The organism is Polaromonas sp. P1_H6 (genome assembly GCF_056405195.1).
The window spans coordinates 123277-142272 of the sequence record NZ_JBFUCN010000007.1 but is presented as its reverse complement, the minus strand read 5'-3'; the positions used below and the strand labels follow the sequence as shown (position 1 = coordinate 142272).

Genomic DNA, 18996 nt, shown 5'->3' with positions numbered 1-18996 from the left:
GCTCTTGAACGGCACCATATTCGATGCCATCCTCAGCCCCAACAAGGAAGGTGATGCATTGATGGATACCGCGCTCGTCCTGCTCTCGCTGTTCGTGATCGACAGCCTGGCCATCGTCAGTCCCGGCCCGAACATCCTGCTGGTCGTGCACGCGGCCGCCGAGCGAGACCGGCGCGGCGCATTGCTGATCGCTGTCGGCCTGGCCTCCGCAGGCGCGATGTGGGCGCTGGTCGCGGTCACGGGCCTGACGGCGGTCTTCGAGCTTGTGCCGTCGCTGCAGACGGCGATCCGGATCGCCGGCGCGGCCTACCTTTTGTATATTGCCGTCCGCTTGTGGCGCTCGCACGCGGGGCCCAAACCCACGGTGACGATTTCCGGACGCGAGGCACAGCCGGCACACAAGGCGCTGCTGCGCGGTGTTGCCACCGGCCTGCTGAACCCAAAGTCGCTGGCGTACTTCGGCAGCATCTTCGTGCTGCTGGTGCCGCCCGACGCCGGCTGGCCGCTGCGCGCCGCGGCGGTCGCGCTGGTGCTCTTTGATGCGCTGCTCTGGTACAGCCTGGCCGCCTGCCTGTTCTCGACGCCGCGCGTGATCGAGGGCTACATGACGCTGCGCCGGCCGATAGACCGCGCTTGCGCGGCACTGATGGCTGCGTTTGGGATCAAGCTGATGCTGTGAACGATCCGGCGTACGGGCCAGGGTAGCGGGGCGCGCTCACTCGAAGAACACGGTGCAGGCCGACCAGTTCACCACTTCCGGGGAGGAGGAAGCCGGCGCAGGCGCGCCGACCAGCGAAGTCAGGTGCAACACAGGCCACTTCGAACCGGGAAGGGCTTGCCCGTGCACCTTGGCCACCCGCATCCATTGCTTGCCGGGGTCGTCGCCAATCGTCGGTTCGTTGTAGTCCAGGCGGCCAACGGGGCGTGAATCCGAAGGCTGGCCTGCCGGGCGCCGGAGCTGCCGAGGCATGTTCACGTCAGGGCCCGCGTCGTAGCTGGACGAGCGTGTGTGTTCCAGAATATGTCCGGCGAGGCGCAGATCGCCAGGCTCACGCTTCAGCGGCCTGGAATCCACAAGCCAGAGGTCCGCGGGCGCATCACGCAGGACGTTGGTCGGCGAATGCGGCGAGGCCGCGTGTAGCCTGAACACGCCCTGAGCCTTCCCGAGATAGCTCACAGTGAAAGGCATGCGGCGGATGGTGACCGACGCGCCGTTCGATTCCACGGGACGGTCGTTCTGGCTTAGCTGGATATCACCGCAGCGCGTGTTGACCGGCTCGGGGCGATCAGAGGCGCAACCCGCAACAAGCGCCACGCAAACAGCGATCAGGCTGGCCGTCCTTGCCGTCCTGCCAGGAAACGCGGCCATCTGTGCCGGCCAAAGTAGGGTGCGATTCATGCGGACCTTTCGGGGCTTGGGTTGTACGTCGTGTCGATCTGAATAAGACTTAACATAATACATATCGTGGAATATTTCATCATGTCCGCTTTGGGCCCAAAGCAGACCTCAGTTGATCATGCTAGGTCGACTATTTGACCAACCTTTAGCCTCGGCAAATCATTCGCAGAGGACAGCACAAAGGCGAACTGAGTCATATCAGGGCTCCCGTCCTTCGTTAATGCGCGAGGTTGCGAGACGGAGCGTTTGATAGGCACCCCACCCAGCATCGGTGACTGCGCGAGTGTGAAATCGCCCGGTTCCACTTGACGAGCGAAAAGCATCACCGGTCGCTGTGTCTCAAAAATATAAACGATCTCGAATTTCACTGAGGCTGACTCTACTTATGGACTCACCATGCCCGCTTTTGGCCGAAAGCGGCCGTTAGCTATTAGACTTGATTCTCAGCCCTCCTCCTAGTCACTCATAGGGTGAATCGCTCGGGCATAAAAAAACCCTCCGATTAGGGGAGGGTTTACTTAACATCACAAAGATCGTGGTGTTATGACAACGAGACTCTAACTACATAGTTGTAATAACGAGTCCGGAATACATATCGTGGAATGTTTTGATCCATCAGTCAGCTCCATCCCTCTTTATCTGAATTCACATCAGATGGGCACGTATGTTGTCTTCGATAAATTTAGGCTTACAAAGCGACTTTTGGACTTCCCCCAAGTCGTCCCAGCGAGCTGGAGCAAACCAACCGAGGCCAACCTCTGTGGTTAGGATCAGCGCGGCGAATTTCTCTTGTACTAGCTCACGGCGATCTTCCATTTCTTTCGGGAAGTTCACCAAGGAATACTTTGAAAAATCAAGCATTTGCCGCACTTCGAACAATCTGCCCATAAAAAATAATTGGTACTCTTGAAAATCTTCCCGCATGCCGGGCGGCATTGAAAAAAGAAACTCGCTTCCGTTGGTCGCGATCAACTGGGTACCAATTCGGGCGGGCATTGCTTGCAGTTCTTGAAGCGTGAGAGCGTCGCTAGTTGCGGTCAAAAGGTTTTTGACTGCTGCACTAACTTCGGGGTCGGGATGATCTGAGCGCATGGTGAGCATGTTCCTTTGATGGCATCTAGAGCATACTGGCAACAGATATTTTTCTAGCTGACCATCTGACCGATGCGCTCTCGGCATTAAAAAACCCTCCGATTAGGGGAGGGTTTACTTAACATCACAAAGATCGTGGTGTTATGACAACGAGACTCTAACTACATAGTTGTAATAACGAGTCCGGAATATACATCGTGGAACCTAAAGATAAAGACCGGGTCCCCGGCATTCTGGATTCCAGCGCCTTTGCTGTCTGCTTTGCCCCGAAGCACCGGAACCGGAATTCACCCCCGACATGTTTGACCACCACGATGCCGGTCAGCCAGCCAAACTCCCGGTGCACCGACGTGATCCCGGCCAAGGGAATGTGGACTGACTCCAGGCCGACGTGCAGAGCCTTGTTCATTCCATTGGGTGCGAAACGGATGCCGTCGGGCGTTACCGTGACCTTGCCGCCCACCCACAGGCCGCCGTACTTTTTCCGGATGTGCTTGAGCGTGGCGTCACCATTGACCCATGCAAAGGTCACGGCACCGGGAACCAGTGCATTGGCGAACTTCTGGATCTTGAAGTCCCGCGTCACCATTGCCCGGCCGGCCGCTTGGCGCGGATCGCGGCTGCTATCGCTTCGACGGAGTCCGGGCGGTTGCCGCGCTCGGCGAACTGCACGGCGGTCAGGCCTTGCTGGTTCTTGAGCTGCGGGTCGGCGCCTTCCTGCAGCAGCAGCTTCACGGCCTCGGCCGTGCCGTACATGGCGGCCATCATCAGAGGTGTTGTGCCGTTGGGCGATTCGGCGTCGATGTAGGCGTTGTTCTCCAGCAGCAGGCTGATAAGGGCCAGGTGGCCGTTGGTGGCGGCGTAATGCAGCGGCGTCCAGCCGGTCTTGTTGACGTCGGCGCCCTTCTTGATCAGCTTTTCAGCCAATGCCTGGTGGTCCTTGAGGACGGCCAGCATGAGGGCGCTTTCACCCTTGCTGTTGAGGGCGTTGACGTCGATTTTTGGCCAGTCGACCAGCACTTCGGCGGACTTGGGCGAAGGCTCGCGCAGGGCGATAAACAGGCCGGTCTGGCCGTTGGGATCGACCGTATTGGGGTCAAACCCGCGCTGCAGCAGGTTCTGGATGACGGCGGGATTGTCCTGTTTGATGGCCAGGAAGAAGTCTTCGTAGGAGCCGGCATTCACGGAAGAAAATCCAGAAATAACAATAAGGTAAATTGTCTTCTTAAAGTAATGGATGAGGTTTTTCATGGCGCTTTGACCCCATTGAACAGCTGCTCGAAGTTGCGGCTGGTGGCTTCGGCGATGGCCTCCAGCGGCTGCTGGGTCAGTTCGGCAATCTGTTTGGCGACGAAGGGCACGTAAGACGGATTGTTGGTTTTGCCGCGGTAAGGCATGGGGGCAAGGTAGGGGCTGTCGGTCTCTATCAGCATGCGGTCCAGCGGCACGAACTGGGCAACCTCGCGCAGGTCGGCCGCATTCTTGAAGGTCAGGATGCCGGAAAACGAGATGTAAAACCCGAGGTCCAGCGCCGCGCGGGCGACTGCCAGGGTTTCGGTGAAGCAATGGAAAACGCCGGTGGCGGCGCCGGCCTGCCCCGCGTTGCCGCCCTCCTCCTTGAGGATGGCAATCGTGTCGTCGGAGGCGCTGCGGGTGTGGATGACCAGCGGTTTGGCGGTCTGCCGGGCCGCGCGTATGTGGACCCTGAAGCGTTCGCGCTGCCATTCCATGTCGGCCACGGTGCGCTCGCCCAGGCGGTAGTAGTCGAGCCCGGTTTCGCCGATGCCGACCACCTTGGGCAGGGCGGCGCGCTCCAGCAGGTCGTCGAGGCTGGGTTCGCGCACGTCTTCGTTGTCGGGGTGCACACCCACGGTGGCCCAGAAGTTGTCATAGCGCGTGGCCAGCCCGTGGACGGTCTCGAACTCTTCCAGGGTGGTGCAGATGCACAGCGCCCGGTCGACCTGGGCGTCCTGCATGGCCTGTCGGATTTGCGGCAGCTGGGCCTGCAGCTCGGGAAAGCTTAAGTGGCAGTGGGAGTCGGTGAACATTTCCGGAATAGCTCCAGGCTCTGGATAGGTGCTGCTGCCCCTCTATATATACAGAGGAACAGAGTTTGAATGCATGAAACCCGGGGCGGCCGGCGCAGCCGCCGGCTGGCTTAAATCGTCTGCGTGGGCCTGTCGGAGGCCAGGTGCGCGCCGAGGATTTCCTCGATCTTGATCTTGAGCAGGCGGGATTTTTCGTCGGACGGAAAACGTACGCCCACGCCCTGGGTACGGTTGCCGGCCGCCCTGCCCGGGGTGACCCAGGCGACCTTGCCGGCCACCGGGTAGCGCTGCGTGTCTTCGGGCAGCGTCAGCAGCACGTAGACGTCGTCGCCGAGCTTGTAGTCGCGTGCCGTGGGGATAAAAACGCCGCCTTCCTTGAACAGCGGGATGTAGGCGGCATAGAGCGCCGCTTTTTCCTTGATGGCCAGCTGGACGACGCTGGGCCGGGCGCCGGCGGCTGCGGGGGAACTGGCGGGGGGCGTTGTGCTCATGGCTTTAGTTTATCGGTTTGGGAGGGGCGATGTCCGGAATTGCAGCAAGAATGGCCGCCTTTATTTGGCGTTGAGCGCCAGCCGGGCGCGGCTGACCAGGGATTCGAGCATCAGGCCCGGGTTGTAAGGATGCTCGACGGTGCGGGCAATGGCCGACAGCTCGCGCGACCAGCTGGCCAGCGCATACAGCCCGGCGCCGGCCTTGCCGGCCGCGGCGGACAGGTCGGCGGCATTGAAAAACCGCGGTGCGGCGCCCATGCGCACGGCCAGCACGTCGTGGCAAAGCTTTTGCAGGGCATCGACCGCCTGCGCGGGCGCCCAGTCCGACAGGGCGCTGACATCGCCGCGCGCCATGGCTTTGGGCAGGGCCTGCCAATGCTGGGCGGATTCGCCGGGCGGGCTCTCCTGCGCCCAGGCCAGCGCATCGGCCGGGCGCCCGCCGGCCGCGACCAGCAGGGTTTGCAGGTCGGCCGGCTTGGGCGCGGGTGTGGCTTTTTTGGGGGCGCCGCCCTCGCCCGCCTGGCTGGTCTCTTGCTGGAGCCAGCCCAGCGCCAGTTCGAAGTCCGGCCAGACCATGGTGTGGCCCAGGCAGCGGCTGCGTATGGTGGGCAGCAACTGGTGCGCCGCGTCGGTGGCCAGGATGAACTTGACGGCGCCGGGCGGCTCCTCAAGTGTCTTGAGCAGGGTGTTGGCCGTGACGTTGTTCATGCGCTCGGCCGGGAACACCAGCACGACCTTGGTCGTGCCGCGCGAACGCGTGAACTGGGTGAAGGACACGGCTTCGCGCGCGGCGTCGACCTTGATTTCCTTGCTGGGCTTGCGCTTCTTGCTGTCGAGCTCGTCCTGGGTTTTTTCGTCCAGCGGCCAGCCCAGGGCCAGCGACAGGGTCTCGGGCATCAGCATGCAGAGGTCGGCATGGGTGTGCACGTCGACCGCGTGGCAGCTGCCGCAATGGCCGCAGGCGCCCTGGGGTGTGGCTTCTTCGCAGAGCCAGGCGCGGGCCAGCGCCAGCGCCAGTTCGAACTGGCCCAGGCCCGAAGGCCCGCTGAGCAGCCAGGCGTGGCCGCGCTGGGCCAGCAGGCTTTCAAGCTGGGTTTGCAGCCAGGGCGCCAGCGGCGGGTTGTTTGATTCGGCCGGGGCGTTCACGGTATCGGTATCGCTCATGGCAGCCAGCCCTTGGCCATAAAGACCTGGCACACCGCCTGCCAGACMTCGTCGCGGCCCTTGGCGGCGTCAATGCGGGCAAAACGTTCGGGGTGCTTTTTCTGCCGGTCGGCATAACCTTGCGCCACGCGGCGGAAAAACTCCACCGGCTGGGCCTCGAATTTATCGGGCACGCGCGCACCGGCCAGGCGCAGCGCGGCTTCTTCGGGCGCCAGATCGAACCAAACCGTCAGGTGCGGCTCGATCACGGTTTCGACCTCGGGCTTCATCGGCGAGTTGCCGGCCGGGTCGCCCAGCAGGCCTTCGTCGGACTGCACCCATTGCTCCAGCGTCGCCAGCAGCGTCAGGTCAAAGCCTCGCCCCGCGCCCTGGTAGGCAAAGGTGGCGTCGGTGAAACGGTCGCACAGCACCACGTCGCCGCGCAGCAGCGCCGGGGCGATCACGTTGACGATGTGGTCACGCCGGGCCGCAAAGATCAGCAGTGACTCAGTCAGCGGGTCCATGGCGTCGTTGAGCACCATGGCGCGCAGCTTCTCGGCCAGCGGCGTGCCGCCGGGCTCGCGCGTCAGCGTCACCGCCCTGCCCTCGGCCTTGAAAGCCTCGGCCAGGCCGGCGATGTGCGTGGACTTGCCGGCGCCGTCTATGCCTTCGAAGCTGATGAAGAGGCCGCTCAGAGGTCTGGTGCTCATGGTCACTGGCCTCTTATGTATTTGTTCACCGCGCGGTTGTGCTCATCGAGGCTGCCGCTGAAATGGCTGCTGCCGTCGCCGCGCGCGACAAAGTAGATGGCCTTGGTCGGCGCCGGCTGCACCGCCGCCAGCAAGGCGGCCCGGCCCGGCATGGCGATCGGCGTGGGCGGCAGGCCGGCGCGGGTGTAGGTGTTGTAAGGGGTGTCGGCCAGCAGGTCGCGCTTGCGCAGGTTGCCGTCGAACTTGCTGCCCAGGCCGTAGATCACGGTCGGGTCGGTCTGCAGCAGCATGCCCAGGCGCAGCCGGTTGGTGAAAACACCGCCTATCTGCGCCCGGTCCGAGGGCTTGCCGGTTTCCTTTTCGACAATGCTGGCCAGGATCAGCGCCTCGTCGGGGGTTTTGAGCGGGGTGTCCGGGTTGCGCAGGGCCCAGGCGGCGTCCAGGCGTTTGTCCATGGCGCGTGCCGCGCGCTTGAGCACGGCCAGGTCGCTGGAGCCTTTGGCATAGGTATAGGTGTCAGGGAAAAAGCGGCCCTCGGGGTGCACGCCCGGTTTGCCCAGTTTTTCCATGATGGCCTCGGGCGCCAGGTTGAGCGTGTCGGGCGACAACTGTTCGGCCTTCTGCAGCGCCGCGCGCACCTGGTTGAAGTTCCAGCCTTCGACCAGTGTCACGCTTTTGAGGGCTTGATCACCCCGCACCAGCATGCTGAGCAGCTTTTGCGGCGTGGTGCCGGGCGCCACCTCATAGCTGCCGGCCTTGATCAGCCGACCCTGACCCGAAAAGCGGAACCAGGCATGGAGAAAAATCGCCGGCACATCGGCGCCGCTGGCCACGATGACGTCTGCCACACCGCTGGCAGGGGTACCGGGTTCAATTTCCAGATCCACCACCTGGCTGCCGGGCGGCAACCGTAGGGGAATCGGCTCGTTCAGCCACCACAGGGCCGCACCGAACAACAGCAGGGCGCCGGCAAATACCAGGATCAACAGACTTGTAAAGACACGACGCACAACCCAGCTACCTTTTCAGTACAGAACGCAAAAGCTCAGGCCTATGATAATTCAGCCCATCTCCCCACCGACCGTGAAGACCCCATGACCCTGCCCAGCACCGCCTCCCCGATTTCCGGCATCACCGAACTGACGCACCTGGGCGTGATCCGCGTGGCGGGTGACGATGCCGTCACCTTCCTGCAGGGCCAGCTGACGCAGGACGTGGCGCTGATGGGCGAGCATGAAGCGCGCCTGGCCGCCTTCTGCAATGCCAAGGGCCGCATGCAGGCCAGCTTTGTGGTTTTTAAACATGGCGCGGACCTGTTGCTGGTCTGCAGCCGCGACATCCTGCCCGCCACGCTCAAGCGCCTGTCCATGTTTGTGCTGCGCGCCAAGGCCAAACTCAGCGACGCGAGCGCCGAATTCGCCTTGTACGGCGTTGCCGGGGCCGCCGTGGCGCAGGTCGCGGGCCGGGCCGGTGCGCTGTGGGAAAAGATTGATCTGGGTGACGCCAACCTGGTGTTTCTGCACCCCGGCGCCGGCCMGGCGCGCGCGTTGTGGTGCGCGCCGGCCGGGTCGCCCGCGCCCCAGGGCTCACCCATCACTCTCGCCGACTGGCAATGGCTGGGCGTGCGCTCCGGCATCGCGATGATTACCCAGCCCATCTTCGAGGCCTTTGTGCCGCAGATGCTCAATTACGAATCCGTGGGCGGCGTGAACTTCAAGAAAGGCTGCTACCCCGGCCAGGAAATCGTGGCGCGCAGCCAGTTCAGGGGCACGCTCAAGCGGCGCGCCTACGTGGCTCACACCGCTGGCACGCCATCGGTCGGGCAAGAGGTGTTCCATGCCTCCGACGCTGGCCAGCCTTGCGGCACGGTCGCCGCGGCCGCCCCCAACCCGGCCGGTGGGTTTGACGCCATCGTGTCCATGCAGACCTCCGCGGCCGCCGATGCCACCGACGGCCGCCTGACCTTGGGAAGCGCTTCAGGTGAAATCCTCACCCTGCTCCCCCTGCCCTACGCGCTGCTCGAAGACATCTGATGTGCCTGGTTGCGTTTGCCATCGGCACCTCGCAACGCTGGCCGCTGGTGATCGCGGCCAACCGCGATGAATTCCTGGAACGGCCCACGCTGCCGCTGGCCCGCTGGAAAACCGCCTCGGGCCAAGAGATCATCTCCGGCCGCGACCTTCGCGCAGGCGGCACCTGGATGGGCATCACGCCTGCCGGCCGCATCGCTTTTTTGACCAATGTGCGGCAAGCCCAGCCCGAAGCCGCACCGCGTTCGCGCGGTGAACTGGTCACGCGCTGGCTGGAAGGCAGCGGCGATGCAGCGGGTTTTGTGGCGTCGCTCGAAGACAAGGGCGCGGCCTTTGGCGGCTTCAACCTGGTGCTGGGCGACTTGCGGCAAAAGGCCTGGACCTGGGTCACCAACAAATATGAGGGCGCGCCGGCCTTGCATGCCCAGGCTTTGTCGCCTGGCTTGTATGGGCTTTCCAATGCCGGGCTGGACACGCCCTGGCCTAAAACCCTGGAACTGAAGCGCGTGCTGGCGGCCGCCTTGCAAACCGGCGATGGCCATGAGGGCCTGCAAAAGCTGCTGTGGACGGCGCTGGGCAGCCGGCAGCGCGCCTTGCCTGAGGACCTTCCGCACACCGGCGTGCCACCCGACCTGGAGGAAGCGCTCTCAAGTGCTTTTGTGGAAGTGCCGGGGCGAGCCTATGGCACACGCTGCAGCACCGTGCTGCTGGCGACGGCGTCCGGCGCCGGGTGGAATATCGAGCTGGAAGAACGCACCCATGGCCGCGAGGACCCGGCCGTCGCCGCAGTACATCGCGAGCAATTCAGCTTCAAGGCGCCTTGACCATCTCGATGTGCGGAATGCCGACTTCCTCAAACGGCTCACCACGCGGCAAGAATCCCAGGCGCTGGTAAAAGCCCTCGGCGCTGCGCTGGGCGTAGAGCATGACTTCGCCGTCACCCCGGCTGCGGGCGGCTTCCATCAAGGCATTCAGGATGTCGCGGCCGACGTTGGAGCCGCGCAGTGCGCGGTGCACCGCCATGCGGCCTATCTTGCCCACGCCGTCCGCGTGGCGGACCAGCCGCCCCGTCGCAATGCCCTGCCCCAGGCCGTTGTAGGCCACGGCATGCAGGGCCGTGCTGTCGGCCTCGTCCCATTCCATCTCCATGGGAATGCCCTGCTCCCGCACAAACACGGCGGTGCGCACCTTGCCGGCATCCGCGCCCAGCGTGGCCCAGTCGCCGGTCTTGATCCGCAGCATGGCCTCGCCGGCTTCATAGCCTGTCAGCACGCGGCGCAAGGCCTCGGGTACGGGTTTGGAAGTCTGCGAGGCGGGATCGGCAAACACGTAAACCAGCTCGCAGCTGATCAGCAGTTCATCGCCGCGGAAGATCGCCCCTGAAAACGCCATGGACGAATTGCCGATGCGCGCGCACTTGAGCGCCACGTCGATCTGCTCGTCAAAACGCGCCGAGCCGTGGTATTCCACGGTCGCTTTCTTGACGTAGAGGTCACCGTCCAACTGCACCATGGCCTCTTCATACGGCAGGGCCAGCGCGCGCCAGTAGTCGGTGATGGCCGTGTCGAAGTACATCAGGTAATGCGCGTTAAACACGATTTTTTGCATGTCCACCTCGGCCCAGCGCACGCGCAGGCGGTGGAAAAAGCGGAAGTCCTGTCGTTTCATGCTTGTCGTCTCCTTAGGGATCCAGCCCGAAGGCGCCGCGCAGCGCCGCCGCCGCATCGGCCTGGGCGCGCCTGGCCTCGGGAATGATGCGGCCCATCTTGATGAATTCGTGCGTGACGCCGCGGTAAATCTCCAGGTCCACCGCCACGCCGGCCGTGCGCAGCTTGTCGGCGTACATCACGCCCTCGTCGACCAGCGGGTCGCATTCGGCCAGGCCCACCCAGGCCGTGGCGACGCCATCCACGTCGGGTGCGTTGAGCGGCGCGAAACGCCAGTCGTCGCGGTCCGCCGGGCTGCGTATGTACTGACTGAAGAACCAGCTGATGTCGGCCTCGTCCAGTACAAAGCCCTCGGCGAAGGTTTTGTGCGACGGCGTGTCCTGGTGCGCGGCGCAGCCTGGGTAGATCAGCAACTGCAGGGCCAGCGGCAGGCCGGCGTCACGTGCCAGCACCGCGCACATGGCGGCCAGCGTGCCGCCCGCGCTGTCGCCGCCGACCGCGATGCGTGAGGCATCCAAACCTTGGTCCACAGCGTGGGCGGCGAGCCACTGCAGCGCGTCCCAGGCGTCGTTGGCCGCCGTTGGAAACTTGTGCGCCGGCGCCAGGCGGTAGTCGACCGACACCACCGCGATGCCGGCCAGCAGGCTCAGTTGCCTGCACAGGATGTCATGGGTTGCGACGCTGCCCACCGTGAAGCCGCCGCCGTGAAAGAACAGCAGCACCGGCAGAGCCTGGTCGGACGGCGCATACAGCCGCGCGCCCAGCCATTCGCCGTCGCGCGCGGGAATGCGCAGCTCTTGCACGCGCTCCAGCGCGGGCTTGGGGATTTCCAGCACGCCGGCGCCGGCCTCGTAGGCGGCGCGGGCCTGGTCCGGGGTCAAGGTATGGAACGGCGGGCGATTGGCGCGGGCGATGCGGCTCAGCACGTCGCGCATGGTGGGGGTCAGCAGGGTTTGCGGGTTGGGCGGCATCAGTGAATGGCGGGGTTCAAAACGCGGGCACTATCACCGAGGTGACGGGAATCGGGGTTGGCGTGCGGGGGATTTGGGCGGAATGCCTTGAAAGCCATTAAAGTCAGCGCAAGGATCCGCATAGCCCCACATCGTACAACGCAGAAAGACAGCCCGCATGGCCTTCATCTATTACGTCACCCAGATCCAGTTTGAATTCGGCGCCGTGAAACTGCTCAAGCAGGAATGCGAACGCGTGGGCATCACGCGCCCGATGATCGTGACCGACCCCGGCGTCAAGGCGGCTGGCATTTTGCAAAAAGCGCTAGACGCCCTGCCGGGCATGCAGGTCACGGTATTCGACCAGACGCCGTCCAACCCGACCGAGGCCGCGGTGCGCGCCGCGGCCGAACTCTACAAGTCCAGCGGCTGCGACGGCCTGGTCGCCGTGGGCGGCGGCTCGGCGATTGACTGCGCCAAGGGCGTGGCCATCGCGGCCACGCACGAGGGGCCGCTGACCACCTACGCCACCATCGAAGGCGGTTCCCTCAAGATCACCGACCGCGCCGCGCCGCTGATCGCCGTGCCCACCACCAGCGGCACCGGCAGCGAGGTCGCGCGCGGCGCCATCATCATCGTGGACGACCACCGCAAGCTGGGCTTTCATTCCTGGCACCTGGTGCCCAAAACCGCGATCTGCGACCCCGAACTCACGCTGGGCCTGCCCGCCAAACTGACGGCCGCCACCGGCATGGACGCCATCGCGCACTGCATGGAAACCTTTATGTCGGCGGCCTTCAACCCGCCGGCCGACGGCATCGCGCTGGACGGCCTGGAGCGCGGCTGGGCGCACATCGAGCGCGCCACGCGCGACGGCAGCGACCGCGATGCGCGTTTCAATCTGATGAGCGCGTCCATGCAAGGCGCCATGGCCTTCCAGAAAGGACTGGGCTGCGTGCATTCGCTGAGCCATAGCCTGGGCGGTGTCGATCCGCGCCTGCACCACGGCACGCTGAACGCGATGTTTTTGCCGGCGGTGGTTCGCTTCAACGCCGAAGCCGAGTCGGTACAAAAAGACAAGCGCCTGGACCGCATGGCGCGTGCGATGGGGCTGGCCTCAGGCGGCGACATCGCCGAGGCCATCCGCGACATGAATGCCCGGCTGGGCCTGCCCACCGGGCTGGCCGCGATGGGCGTTCAACGTGAGCAGTTCGGGCAGATCATCACCGGCGCGCTGGCGGACCATTGCCACAAAACGAATCCAAGGATTGCGACGGCTGGGGAGTATGAGGAGATGCTGGGGGCGTCGCTCTGAAATAAGAATGATGATCAGCGCGCGGCTGCGGCTGCAACCGCCGCATCCGCAGCTGCGCTCTGCGGGCCGGCCTTTCCCGGCGGTGTCTTGAGCACAGTGGGTAGTTGTTGAATCGCAGAATAATTGGCGCGTATCGATGCGGCCAGCCCTTCTTTTTCTCCCATGCGAGAGCGAAGGTCTTCATTCATCACCGCGACGCATGCCGGCCAGGGCTTGTGCGGCGTGACGGTAAAGGGTGCTGTAACCGGCTGGCTGACCAGTAAACCGAGTGCGGCAGGTTTGCCCGCACGGCCTGACGGCGGCGCAGGCCAGGCGTCGGTTTGCGCCAGCAGCGCAAGCAGCGCCGGGCTTTCCATGGAATCGCCGCGGCTTGTAACGCATTTGGCGATATCCGCGACGAGTTGCCTTGCAGCTTTTTCGTCCCCTTGGCCCAGCCACGGTGTAAACGTCGCGAAACTCATTACAGCCGAACAATCCGCGGGTGTCGCTGCGCCAAACCGCCGGCCGTCGGACAGGTTGACCAGCATGCCATTCCGGGAGAAATAGTAGAGATGGCTGCCCTGCACGCTTTTGGCCATGCCCATCACATCCAGCAGAGCAGCCCGGTCGCTGCAGAGCAAGGGTGGAATGCCGCGCGCGCAGTTTTCCAGTTGCGTGATGTCAGACAGGGGAATGTCTTTCCATCCCTTGGCCATCGCCGAGGCGAAGTAGCCGTCACAGAGGCTTGACGCCTGGTTGGCCTCCTTGAATTGCGCCAATGACAGTGCTGCGGCCATGATGCTGACGACGATCACCGGAAGTACGAGCAGGTACAGCATGCCGCGCAGCAACGCACTGTTTTTATATACCGTGATGGCGCGTTTGAAGCCACGCAGCAGAACAGGCGCGTGATCCCGCGCCTGATGCCAGGCCGCAATATGGCCGTCGGCAAAAAACAAGCGCGCCAGGACAGGCGACAACGATTCCATGCGTTCTGCGTCTTTCAGCAGCGTCAACGCCTTTTTCGGGTCGGGCGTCCCGGTCAAGGCAAGCCAGCGCGACTGCGAGGTCCCATCCAGCACGGCCATCTCGTAAAGCAGCGACGAAATATAGGCGCCGTTGGGGCCTGTGCGCTCCAACAGGCCGTGCCGGCCGGAATTCCAGTGGAACGCTTGCGATGCGGCCAGAAACACGACCGCCGTGCGCTGCCCGAAACGGCGTGAGGCCAAGGCCTCCATCAGCTCGAGTTCAAAGGCTTCACGGGCCGCCATCAGCATCAAGCCGTCCTGCGCGAGCCAGTGCCGCAGCATGGCCTGCGCGGCCGGCAGGTCCGACGACGGGAACGTCAGGGCCTCCACAAAACGCTCGAACGGCAAATGGCTGGGAGGCGGAGAAGATTCCGGTGTGGAGGTTGGCGCCGGTTTTTCGGCTGCGGCGTCAATGAAGGCGGGCTCCGGTTGCGCGCGCCGCGGTTCTTCAGTTTCCTCCGGGTGGACTTCCTCGGCCTCCGGCGCCTGGGGGGCCGGTGTGTCGCCGCCGGCCTCTTCCCTGCCCTGCCCGGAGGCGTCAGCCTCATCGGTTCGACCGGCGGGCTCGGACTTTCCGGAAAACTGCGCTGTGAACCGGACCTGTGCCAAGGCGCTTTCGTAGGCCTCGCGCAGCTCGGCAAAAGCTTGCGGCTGCGTTGCCGGGTCGATCAGCTTGAGTTCGCGTGCATAGGCTTTCTTGACGTCGCGCTCGGTCGCGGAGCCGTCCAGCTGCAGCCGGGCCAGGCCATTATTGGACAGGAAGATCATGCGTCATCCAGCACGTAGCGATCAGTGTCCAGCGTTTTCAGCAAGTCGGAAAGCTCCTGCCGCACCGGGGCGATGCGCCGCTGGTCCTGCGACTCCAGCACGACTTCAAAGCGCGTGATCACGGTCGCAAGGTGTTCACGGGCCTGGCCCAGCAGTTGGCTGTGGAAGCGCTCGGCACGCGCCATCAGCGTTCGGGTTTCGATCTGGTCGCGCGGATGGATTTTCAGTTCGTGCAGGGCCGCCAGCCGCGAGCTGATCTGTTCGGGCGTCAGGTGGTCGGCGGAGTTCTCAATCACCAGCCGGACGGGTTCGGCCACGGCCTGGCCATCCTTGTTGACGGTCGCCTCGACTTCGAGCAAGCCGTTGACGTCGTAGGTGAAGCGTACGTCCACCGAGACCTCGTGTGTCCGGCCCGAAGGCAGGTTCACACTGAACTCGCCCAGCTTGATGTTCTCGCTCACGCGGCGGGCTTCACCCTGGTAGACGCTAAGGCGCAGTTCCCGCTGGAAGTCCACGATGGGCGAGAACCGCTGCACGCGGCTTGCCGGAATCACCGTGTTGCGTTCGAGCACGGGGGCCATGAAACCATTGGCGTGCCTGCCGTTGCTGATTTCGCGGGCACTCTCGATACCGAGCGTGTAGGGACAAACGTCGGTCATCACGCGCTCGGAAAGCGCCGCATCATTCATTTTCAGCCCGGCCTGGACCGCCGCACCCAGGGCAACGACTTCGTCGGGATTCAGCGCCGTTTCGGGAAAGCGGCCGAACATGCGCGTCGCCCATTGCCGGATAGAGGCCAGGCGCGTGCTGCCGCCGGCCAACACCACGGCATCGAGTTCGGCCGGCCGCAGCCGGGCGTCGCGCATGGCGCGCTCGACCGGCTCACGCAGGCGATCCATCAGCGGTTTGATGCAGGCCTCCAACACCTCGGCGGTGAGGGTCATGGTGTAGTCCCGTCCGCCGGCGGCCAGGCTCACTGCGGCAGTGTCGGCAAGGGACAGTGCCTTCTTGGCGGCCTCAATGCGCGCGCCCAGTTGCGCACGCGTGGCGCTGCGGTTGAGTTCCACGTCGGGCAAGCCGGCTTCGCGCACGAAATGCGCCATCAGCAGCTGATCAATGTCTTCGCCGCCCAGGTGGTTGTCGCCGGCGGTCGCGCGGACCTCCATCACGCCGTCGAACATTTCCAGCACCGACACATCAAAAGTGCCGCCGCCCAGGTCGAACACCAGGAATTGCGTTTCACTCTGCTTCTGGTGCATGCCGTAGGCCAGCGCGGCCGCCGTGGGCTCATTGAGCAGGGTCACCTGCGCAAAGCCCGCCAACGACCCCGCCGTACGCGTTGCCTGCCGTTGTGCGTCGGAGAAATAGGCGGGCACCGTCACCACAGCCTCGGTCACGGCCTCACCCAGCGTGGTTTCGAGATCCGCCTTCAGCGCCCGCAGCACCAGCGAGGAAAGTTCTTCCGCACGGAATTCGCGCTTGCCCAGCCGGAAGGTCTTGGCGGTGCCCATGGCTCGTTTGAACACTGCCGCTGTGCGATCAGGATGCGTTTGCAGCCTCTCGCGTGCCGCCTGGCCCACAAGAATCGTTCCGTCGTCGTCGATGCTGACTACGGATGGCGTCAGCACGTCGCCCAAAGCGTTTCGAACCAGCTCCGAACGGCCGTTGCGCCAGATGGCGGCCAGGCTGTGCGTGGTTCCGAGGTCTATCCCGGCAATCATCAATCCATTCCCCCCTGTCCTCGTATGAGCTTGTTTTTATGCAACCCGGTATCGTACGCGAACGTTGCCGCCGCTGGGAGAAGGCGTGATCAAAAGCGCCGGCGTGGCACCGCTGGGGGAGTCCCATCGGCAACCCGACCCTCGGCGCCACGGCCGATCAAGGCCTGGAGTCCGGCAAGTCCCGGATATGGTTACGTTTAATAACCATAAACGAGCGACTTGGCAAGAGTCTATTTACTTATTATTTATAACCAAAATCCCGTTACGCTTGGCCCGTGGTTAACGATTTCCACGCAATCGGCTGCGGCGGGTTGCGGGGCGCAGGGATCCGGGAGGGCGCCAGGTCGGTAAGCACGCCAGATCAACAACATACAGGAGACATCATGAAAACCCAATTGTTCGCACTCTCGGTGCTGTCGGCGGCCTGCTGCACGGCCCAGGCCCAAAGCTCCGTCACGGTCTATGGCGTGCTCGATTCCTTCCTCGAGCTGGCGTCCGCGGGCAATGGCACCGTGACACGCATCTCCAGTGGCGGCGCCATGGGCTCGCGCTTCGGTTTTCGCGGCTCGGAAGACCTGGGCGGCGGCCTGAAGGCCAACTTCATACTGGAAGCCGGTGTCCTGGTGGACACGGGCGCCAGCACCGGCACCGCCACCGTCCCGACCAGCACTGTCCCGACGGGCGCTTCCTATATGTTCCAGCGCCTGGCGACGGTGGGCCTGAGCGGCGATTTCGGCGCCGTCAACATCGGCCGCCAGTACACGCCGCACTTCGGCACCATGGCGGCATTTGACCCGGCCGGTTTCACCATGTCGGGCGCCTTGAACTACTACGCCGGCCCCGGCGTGGGCATCAACGGTGGCTCGCTCGCCGACGCCACCACGCGCCGCGACAACTCCATCCAGTACACCACGCCGACCTGGAACGGCTTCAAGGCCAATGTGTTTTACGCTTTCGGTGAATCGACCGGCGTGGGCCAGCCCAAATCCACCGGCAACACGCTCAACATTGCCGCCGGCTACGCCAGCAGCACGCTGTCCGCGCAAGTCAGCTACCTGACGGAAAAAACCATTTACATCGTCGGCAACACCGACAAGTACACCGACCTGGCGGTTTCCTACGATTTCGGGGTGATCAAACCTTCCGCCATTTTTGTGCGCCGCCGCGGTGACGCGGCCGCCGCGCCCGCGCTCGATGCCTACCAGATCGGCGCCTCGGCTCCCCTGGGTGCGGGCAAGCTGATCGCGACCTACGGCCAGCTCAAGAACAAGACCACGGCCAACTCGAACTCCAAGGCCATCGGTGTGCGCTACGACTATGCGCTGTCCAAGCGCACCACGCTCTACGGCGGCGCAACCAAGATCAGCAACCAGTCCGCTGCCGGCTACACCATCAGCGGCGGTGGCGGCAGCTCGCCGGGCCTGGCCCTCTCAGCTGTCGGCCAGAGCCCGAAGTCGGTGTACGCGGGTATCGCGCACGTGTTTTAAGCGCTTAGGCAGCATCGGGCGCGCTCAAAGCGCGCCCAACTGCCCCAGGTCCGGCCGCGCCAGCCATTCCTGCCATTCCTCGGCCAGCTGCGCGCTGGCTGCGGTCGCCGAACTCCAGGCTTTTACCCTGCCCTGCAAGTCCGGCCCGTAGCGCACAAAGTCCGTGCGGTCGGGCAGCTTGGCATTGGGCAGGGTCTTGATCCAGTCCGGGTCGGGCGCCAGCAACACCATGTTGTCGAGAAAGTGCGTGGCCTTGTGGCGCCACTTGAGGCCTTTGTCCAGCCAGCCCGGCACCACGGATTTCTGGAAATGGGGATACAGCACCAGGCCCGCCCCAGCTGTACCCAACTCACTCGCGTAATTCAGGTGCAGGTGGTAATCGGTGATGCCGCCGTCCCAGTAGGCGCCGGGCGGCCCGCCGGGCACGTTGTGCACCGAGCGCAACACAAAAGGAATCGAGCAGCTGGCCTGCAGCGCGAGCTTGAAGTTGTCCTCACTGAGGTCAACCTGGCGCGTGCGGTAGTCGCTGGTGGCAAACGGCAGTTTGGCATTGGGCGTGGAAAACACCACACGCTCCAGCCAGGCGCCCATGGCCTTGCGGTGCAGGCTGTTGGTGAGGAAGGCGCCCAGGTAACCCAAGGGCGTGGCCAGCTTGTGCTCTCGGCCCAGCAGGTGGCGCCCGCGTGAGGTCACGATGTGCAGCCGGTAACGCGGGTGTTGCAGCACCTCATGCACACGGCCGCCGTAAAACTCTTTGAGGCTCTGGCCGAACTGCTCGCTCACGAAATCCGCGGTGGGACGTTTCTGGCCGGGCTGCAGTTCGTAGTGCTGGTGGATGTAGTCGTGCTCCAGCCGCGCAAAACCGGCCGCCGGGTCGTTCAGGCAGGCTGTGGCCATGCGCCAAGCGCCTATCGAGGCGCCGACCAGGTGCACCGGATGATCGGTTTGTGTGAGCCAGTCGCCAAAGATAAAACGGTCCAGCGCGCCCAGGATCAGGCCTTTGGGGCCGCCCGCCGCGCCCGGCACCACGCCGATGTCACCGGGTCGCAGGCCGTGCTGTTCGATGTGCAGGCGCGCCTTGGGGCCGGCGTAGATGCGGAGGGCTTTCATGAAAATCCGATAGAGCTGCGGGCGTATTGGAGCATCAGGCAAGGCGCAAGGCTGTCCT

General features: G+C 64.1%; 19 protein-coding genes. 5 read left to right on the top strand and 14 right to left on the bottom strand.

All coding sequences use genetic code 11. From position 1 onward, the window contains the following. Positions 1-4 precede the first annotated feature (4 nt). Positions 5-679, top strand: coding sequence for a LysE family translocator (locus tag AC1D1F_RS09155; protein WP_477696554.1), 675 nt, complete (start codon positions 5-7; stop codon positions 677-679). A gap of 36 nt (positions 680-715) precedes the next feature. Here the strand turns inward: AC1D1F_RS09155 and AC1D1F_RS09150 are convergent, their stop codons facing one another. The 9 genes from AC1D1F_RS09150 to mltG all read right to left on the bottom strand — a co-directional run bounded on the left by AC1D1F_RS09150 (position 716) and on the right by mltG (position 7893). Next, positions 716-1399, bottom strand: coding sequence for a hypothetical protein (locus AC1D1F_RS09150; protein ID WP_477696555.1), 684 nt, complete (start codon positions 1397-1399; stop codon positions 716-718). 645 nt (positions 1400-2044) lie between these two features. Then, entirely contained in the window at positions 2045-2500 is a 456-nt protein-coding gene (locus AC1D1F_RS09145; RefSeq protein ID WP_477678518.1) for a hypothetical protein, read from the bottom strand. Between the two features lie 148 nt (positions 2501-2648). Then, positions 2649-3080 (bottom strand): hypothetical protein, encoded by a 432-nt coding sequence (locus tag AC1D1F_RS09140; protein ID WP_477678519.1) that lies wholly within the window; start codon positions 3078-3080, stop codon positions 2649-2651. Next, positions 3074-3742, bottom strand: a complete 669-nt coding sequence (locus AC1D1F_RS09135; protein WP_477678520.1) for an ankyrin repeat domain-containing protein — start codon at positions 3740-3742, stop codon at positions 3074-3076. The genes AC1D1F_RS09140 and AC1D1F_RS09135 overlap by 7 nt, the downstream gene beginning before the upstream one ends. Beyond that, complete coding sequence (locus tag AC1D1F_RS09130) at positions 3739-4539, bottom strand: TatD family hydrolase (protein WP_477696556.1); 801 nt, start codon at positions 4537-4539, stop codon at positions 3739-3741. Before AC1D1F_RS09130 ends, AC1D1F_RS09135 begins: the two co-directional genes overlap by 4 nt. Positions 4540-4649: 110 nt before the next feature. Further along, positions 4650-5030 carry a PilZ domain-containing protein gene (locus tag AC1D1F_RS09125; RefSeq protein ID WP_007874426.1) on the bottom strand — a complete coding sequence of 127 codons (381 nt, stop codon included), beginning with the start codon at positions 5028-5030 and terminating at the stop codon, positions 4650-4652. 60 nt (positions 5031-5090) lie between these two features. Next, positions 5091-6194, bottom strand: coding sequence for a DNA polymerase III subunit delta' (locus tag AC1D1F_RS09120; RefSeq protein ID WP_477678522.1), 1104 nt, complete (start codon positions 6192-6194; stop codon positions 5091-5093). After that, entirely contained in the window at positions 6191-6883 is a 693-nt protein-coding gene (tmk, locus tag AC1D1F_RS09115; RefSeq protein WP_477700703.1) for a dTMP kinase, read from the bottom strand. The genes AC1D1F_RS09120 and tmk overlap by 4 nt, the downstream gene beginning before the upstream one ends. Before the next feature lie 2 nt (positions 6884-6885). Beyond that, the gene (gene mltG, locus AC1D1F_RS09110) at positions 6886-7893 is read right to left on the bottom strand and encodes an endolytic transglycosylase MltG (RefSeq protein ID WP_477696557.1); all 1008 of its coding nucleotides are present in this window, start codon (positions 7891-7893) and stop codon (positions 6886-6888) included. 84 nt (positions 7894-7977) lie between these two features. On the opposite strand from mltG, the gene ygfZ reads away from it, so the two are divergent. Further along, the gene (gene ygfZ, locus AC1D1F_RS09105; protein WP_477700702.1) at positions 7978-8916 is read left to right on the top strand and encodes a CAF17-like 4Fe-4S cluster assembly/insertion protein YgfZ; all 939 of its coding nucleotides are present in this window, start codon (positions 7978-7980) and stop codon (positions 8914-8916) included. Beyond that, the gene (locus AC1D1F_RS09100) at positions 8916-9737 is read left to right on the top strand and encodes an NRDE family protein (protein WP_477678738.1); all 822 of its coding nucleotides are present in this window, start codon (positions 8916-8918) and stop codon (positions 9735-9737) included. The genes ygfZ and AC1D1F_RS09100 overlap by 1 nt, the downstream gene beginning before the upstream one ends. Here AC1D1F_RS09100 and AC1D1F_RS09095 read toward each other — a convergent pair. Together AC1D1F_RS09095 and AC1D1F_RS09090 are read right to left on the bottom strand one after the other, a co-directional pair. Further along, on the bottom strand, positions 9724-10581 hold the full coding sequence (locus AC1D1F_RS09095) for a YbgC/FadM family acyl-CoA thioesterase (RefSeq protein WP_477678737.1): 858 nt from the start codon (positions 10579-10581) through the stop codon (positions 9724-9726). The genes AC1D1F_RS09100 and AC1D1F_RS09095 overlap by 14 nt on opposite strands. A gap of 13 nt (positions 10582-10594) precedes the next feature. Next, positions 10595-11551: an alpha/beta hydrolase gene (locus tag AC1D1F_RS09090; RefSeq protein ID WP_477696558.1), complete on the bottom strand. Its 957-nt coding sequence runs from the start codon at positions 11549-11551 to the stop codon at positions 10595-10597. 157 nt (positions 11552-11708) lie between these two features. Here AC1D1F_RS09090 and AC1D1F_RS09085 point away from each other — a divergent pair, with 157 nt between their 5' ends. Then, positions 11709-12845 (top strand): iron-containing alcohol dehydrogenase, encoded by a 1137-nt coding sequence (locus AC1D1F_RS09085; RefSeq protein WP_477678407.1) that lies wholly within the window; start codon positions 11709-11711, stop codon positions 12843-12845. Between the two features lie 14 nt (positions 12846-12859). Here the strand turns inward: AC1D1F_RS09085 and AC1D1F_RS09080 are convergent, their stop codons facing one another. Both AC1D1F_RS09080 and AC1D1F_RS09075 read right to left on the bottom strand, forming a co-directional pair. Further along, complete coding sequence (locus AC1D1F_RS09080; protein WP_477696559.1) at positions 12860-14620, bottom strand: hypothetical protein; 1761 nt, start codon at positions 14618-14620, stop codon at positions 12860-12862. Further along, the gene (locus AC1D1F_RS09075) at positions 14617-16341 is read right to left on the bottom strand and encodes an Hsp70 family protein (protein WP_477678405.1); all 1725 of its coding nucleotides are present in this window, start codon (positions 16339-16341) and stop codon (positions 14617-14619) included. Before AC1D1F_RS09075 ends, AC1D1F_RS09080 begins: the two co-directional genes overlap by 4 nt. 383 nt (positions 16342-16724) lie before the next feature. Here AC1D1F_RS09075 and AC1D1F_RS09070 point away from each other — a divergent pair, with 383 nt between their 5' ends. Then, a complete protein-coding gene (locus AC1D1F_RS09070) occupies positions 16725-17828 on the top strand; it encodes a porin (protein ID WP_477678406.1) in 1104 nt (367 codons plus the stop codon). 24 nt (positions 17829-17852) lie between these two features. Here AC1D1F_RS09070 and AC1D1F_RS09065 read toward each other — a convergent pair whose 3' ends face one another. After that, positions 17853-18938 (bottom strand): patatin-like phospholipase family protein, encoded by a 1086-nt coding sequence (locus tag AC1D1F_RS09065; RefSeq protein WP_477696560.1) that lies wholly within the window; start codon positions 18936-18938, stop codon positions 17853-17855. Positions 18939-18996: the final 58 nt, after the last annotated feature.

Excerpts from the sequence above, each read along its gene's own strand:
- AC1D1F_RS09140 (WP_477678519.1), bottom strand. The coding sequence starts at position 3,080 with ATGGTGACGCGGGACTTCAAGATCCAGAAGTTCGCCAATGCACTGGTT.
- AC1D1F_RS09090 (WP_477696558.1), bottom strand. The coding sequence starts at position 11,551 with ATGCCGCCCAACCCGCAAACCCTGCTGACCCCCACCATGCGCGACGTG.
- AC1D1F_RS09100 (WP_477678738.1), top strand. The coding sequence starts at position 8,916 with ATGTGCCTGGTTGCGTTTGCCATCGGCACCTCGCAACGCTGGCCGCTG.
- AC1D1F_RS09125 (WP_007874426.1), bottom strand. The coding sequence starts at position 5,030 with ATGAGCACAACGCCCCCCGCCAGTTCCCCCGCAGCCGCCGGCGCCCGG.
- AC1D1F_RS09080 (WP_477696559.1), bottom strand. The coding sequence starts at position 14,620 with ATGATCTTCCTGTCCAATAATGGCCTGGCCCGGCTGCAGCTGGACGGC.
- AC1D1F_RS09150 (WP_477696555.1), bottom strand. The coding sequence starts at position 1,399 with ATGAATCGCACCCTACTTTGGCCGGCACAGATGGCCGCGTTTCCTGGC.
- AC1D1F_RS09135 (WP_477678520.1), bottom strand. The coding sequence starts at position 3,742 with ATGAAAAACCTCATCCATTACTTTAAGAAGACAATTTACCTTATTGTT.
- AC1D1F_RS09075 (WP_477678405.1), bottom strand. The coding sequence starts at position 16,341 with ATGATTGCCGGGATAGACCTCGGAACCACGCACAGCCTGGCCGCCATC.
- AC1D1F_RS09145 (WP_477678518.1), bottom strand. The coding sequence starts at position 2,500 with ATGCTCACCATGCGCTCAGATCATCCCGACCCCGAAGTTAGTGCAGCA.
- AC1D1F_RS09085 (WP_477678407.1), top strand. The coding sequence starts at position 11,709 with ATGGCCTTCATCTATTACGTCACCCAGATCCAGTTTGAATTCGGCGCC.
- AC1D1F_RS09070 (WP_477678406.1), top strand. The coding sequence starts at position 16,725 with ATGAAAACCCAATTGTTCGCACTCTCGGTGCTGTCGGCGGCCTGCTGC.
- AC1D1F_RS09130 (WP_477696556.1), bottom strand. The coding sequence starts at position 4,539 with ATGTTCACCGACTCCCACTGCCACTTAAGCTTTCCCGAGCTGCAGGCC.
- AC1D1F_RS09095 (WP_477678737.1), bottom strand. The coding sequence starts at position 10,581 with ATGAAACGACAGGACTTCCGCTTTTTCCACCGCCTGCGCGTGCGCTGG.
- AC1D1F_RS09065 (WP_477696560.1), bottom strand. The coding sequence starts at position 18,938 with ATGAAAGCCCTCCGCATCTACGCCGGCCCCAAGGCGCGCCTGCACATC.
- AC1D1F_RS09120 (WP_477678522.1), bottom strand. The coding sequence starts at position 6,194 with ATGAGCGATACCGATACCGTGAACGCCCCGGCCGAATCAAACAACCCG.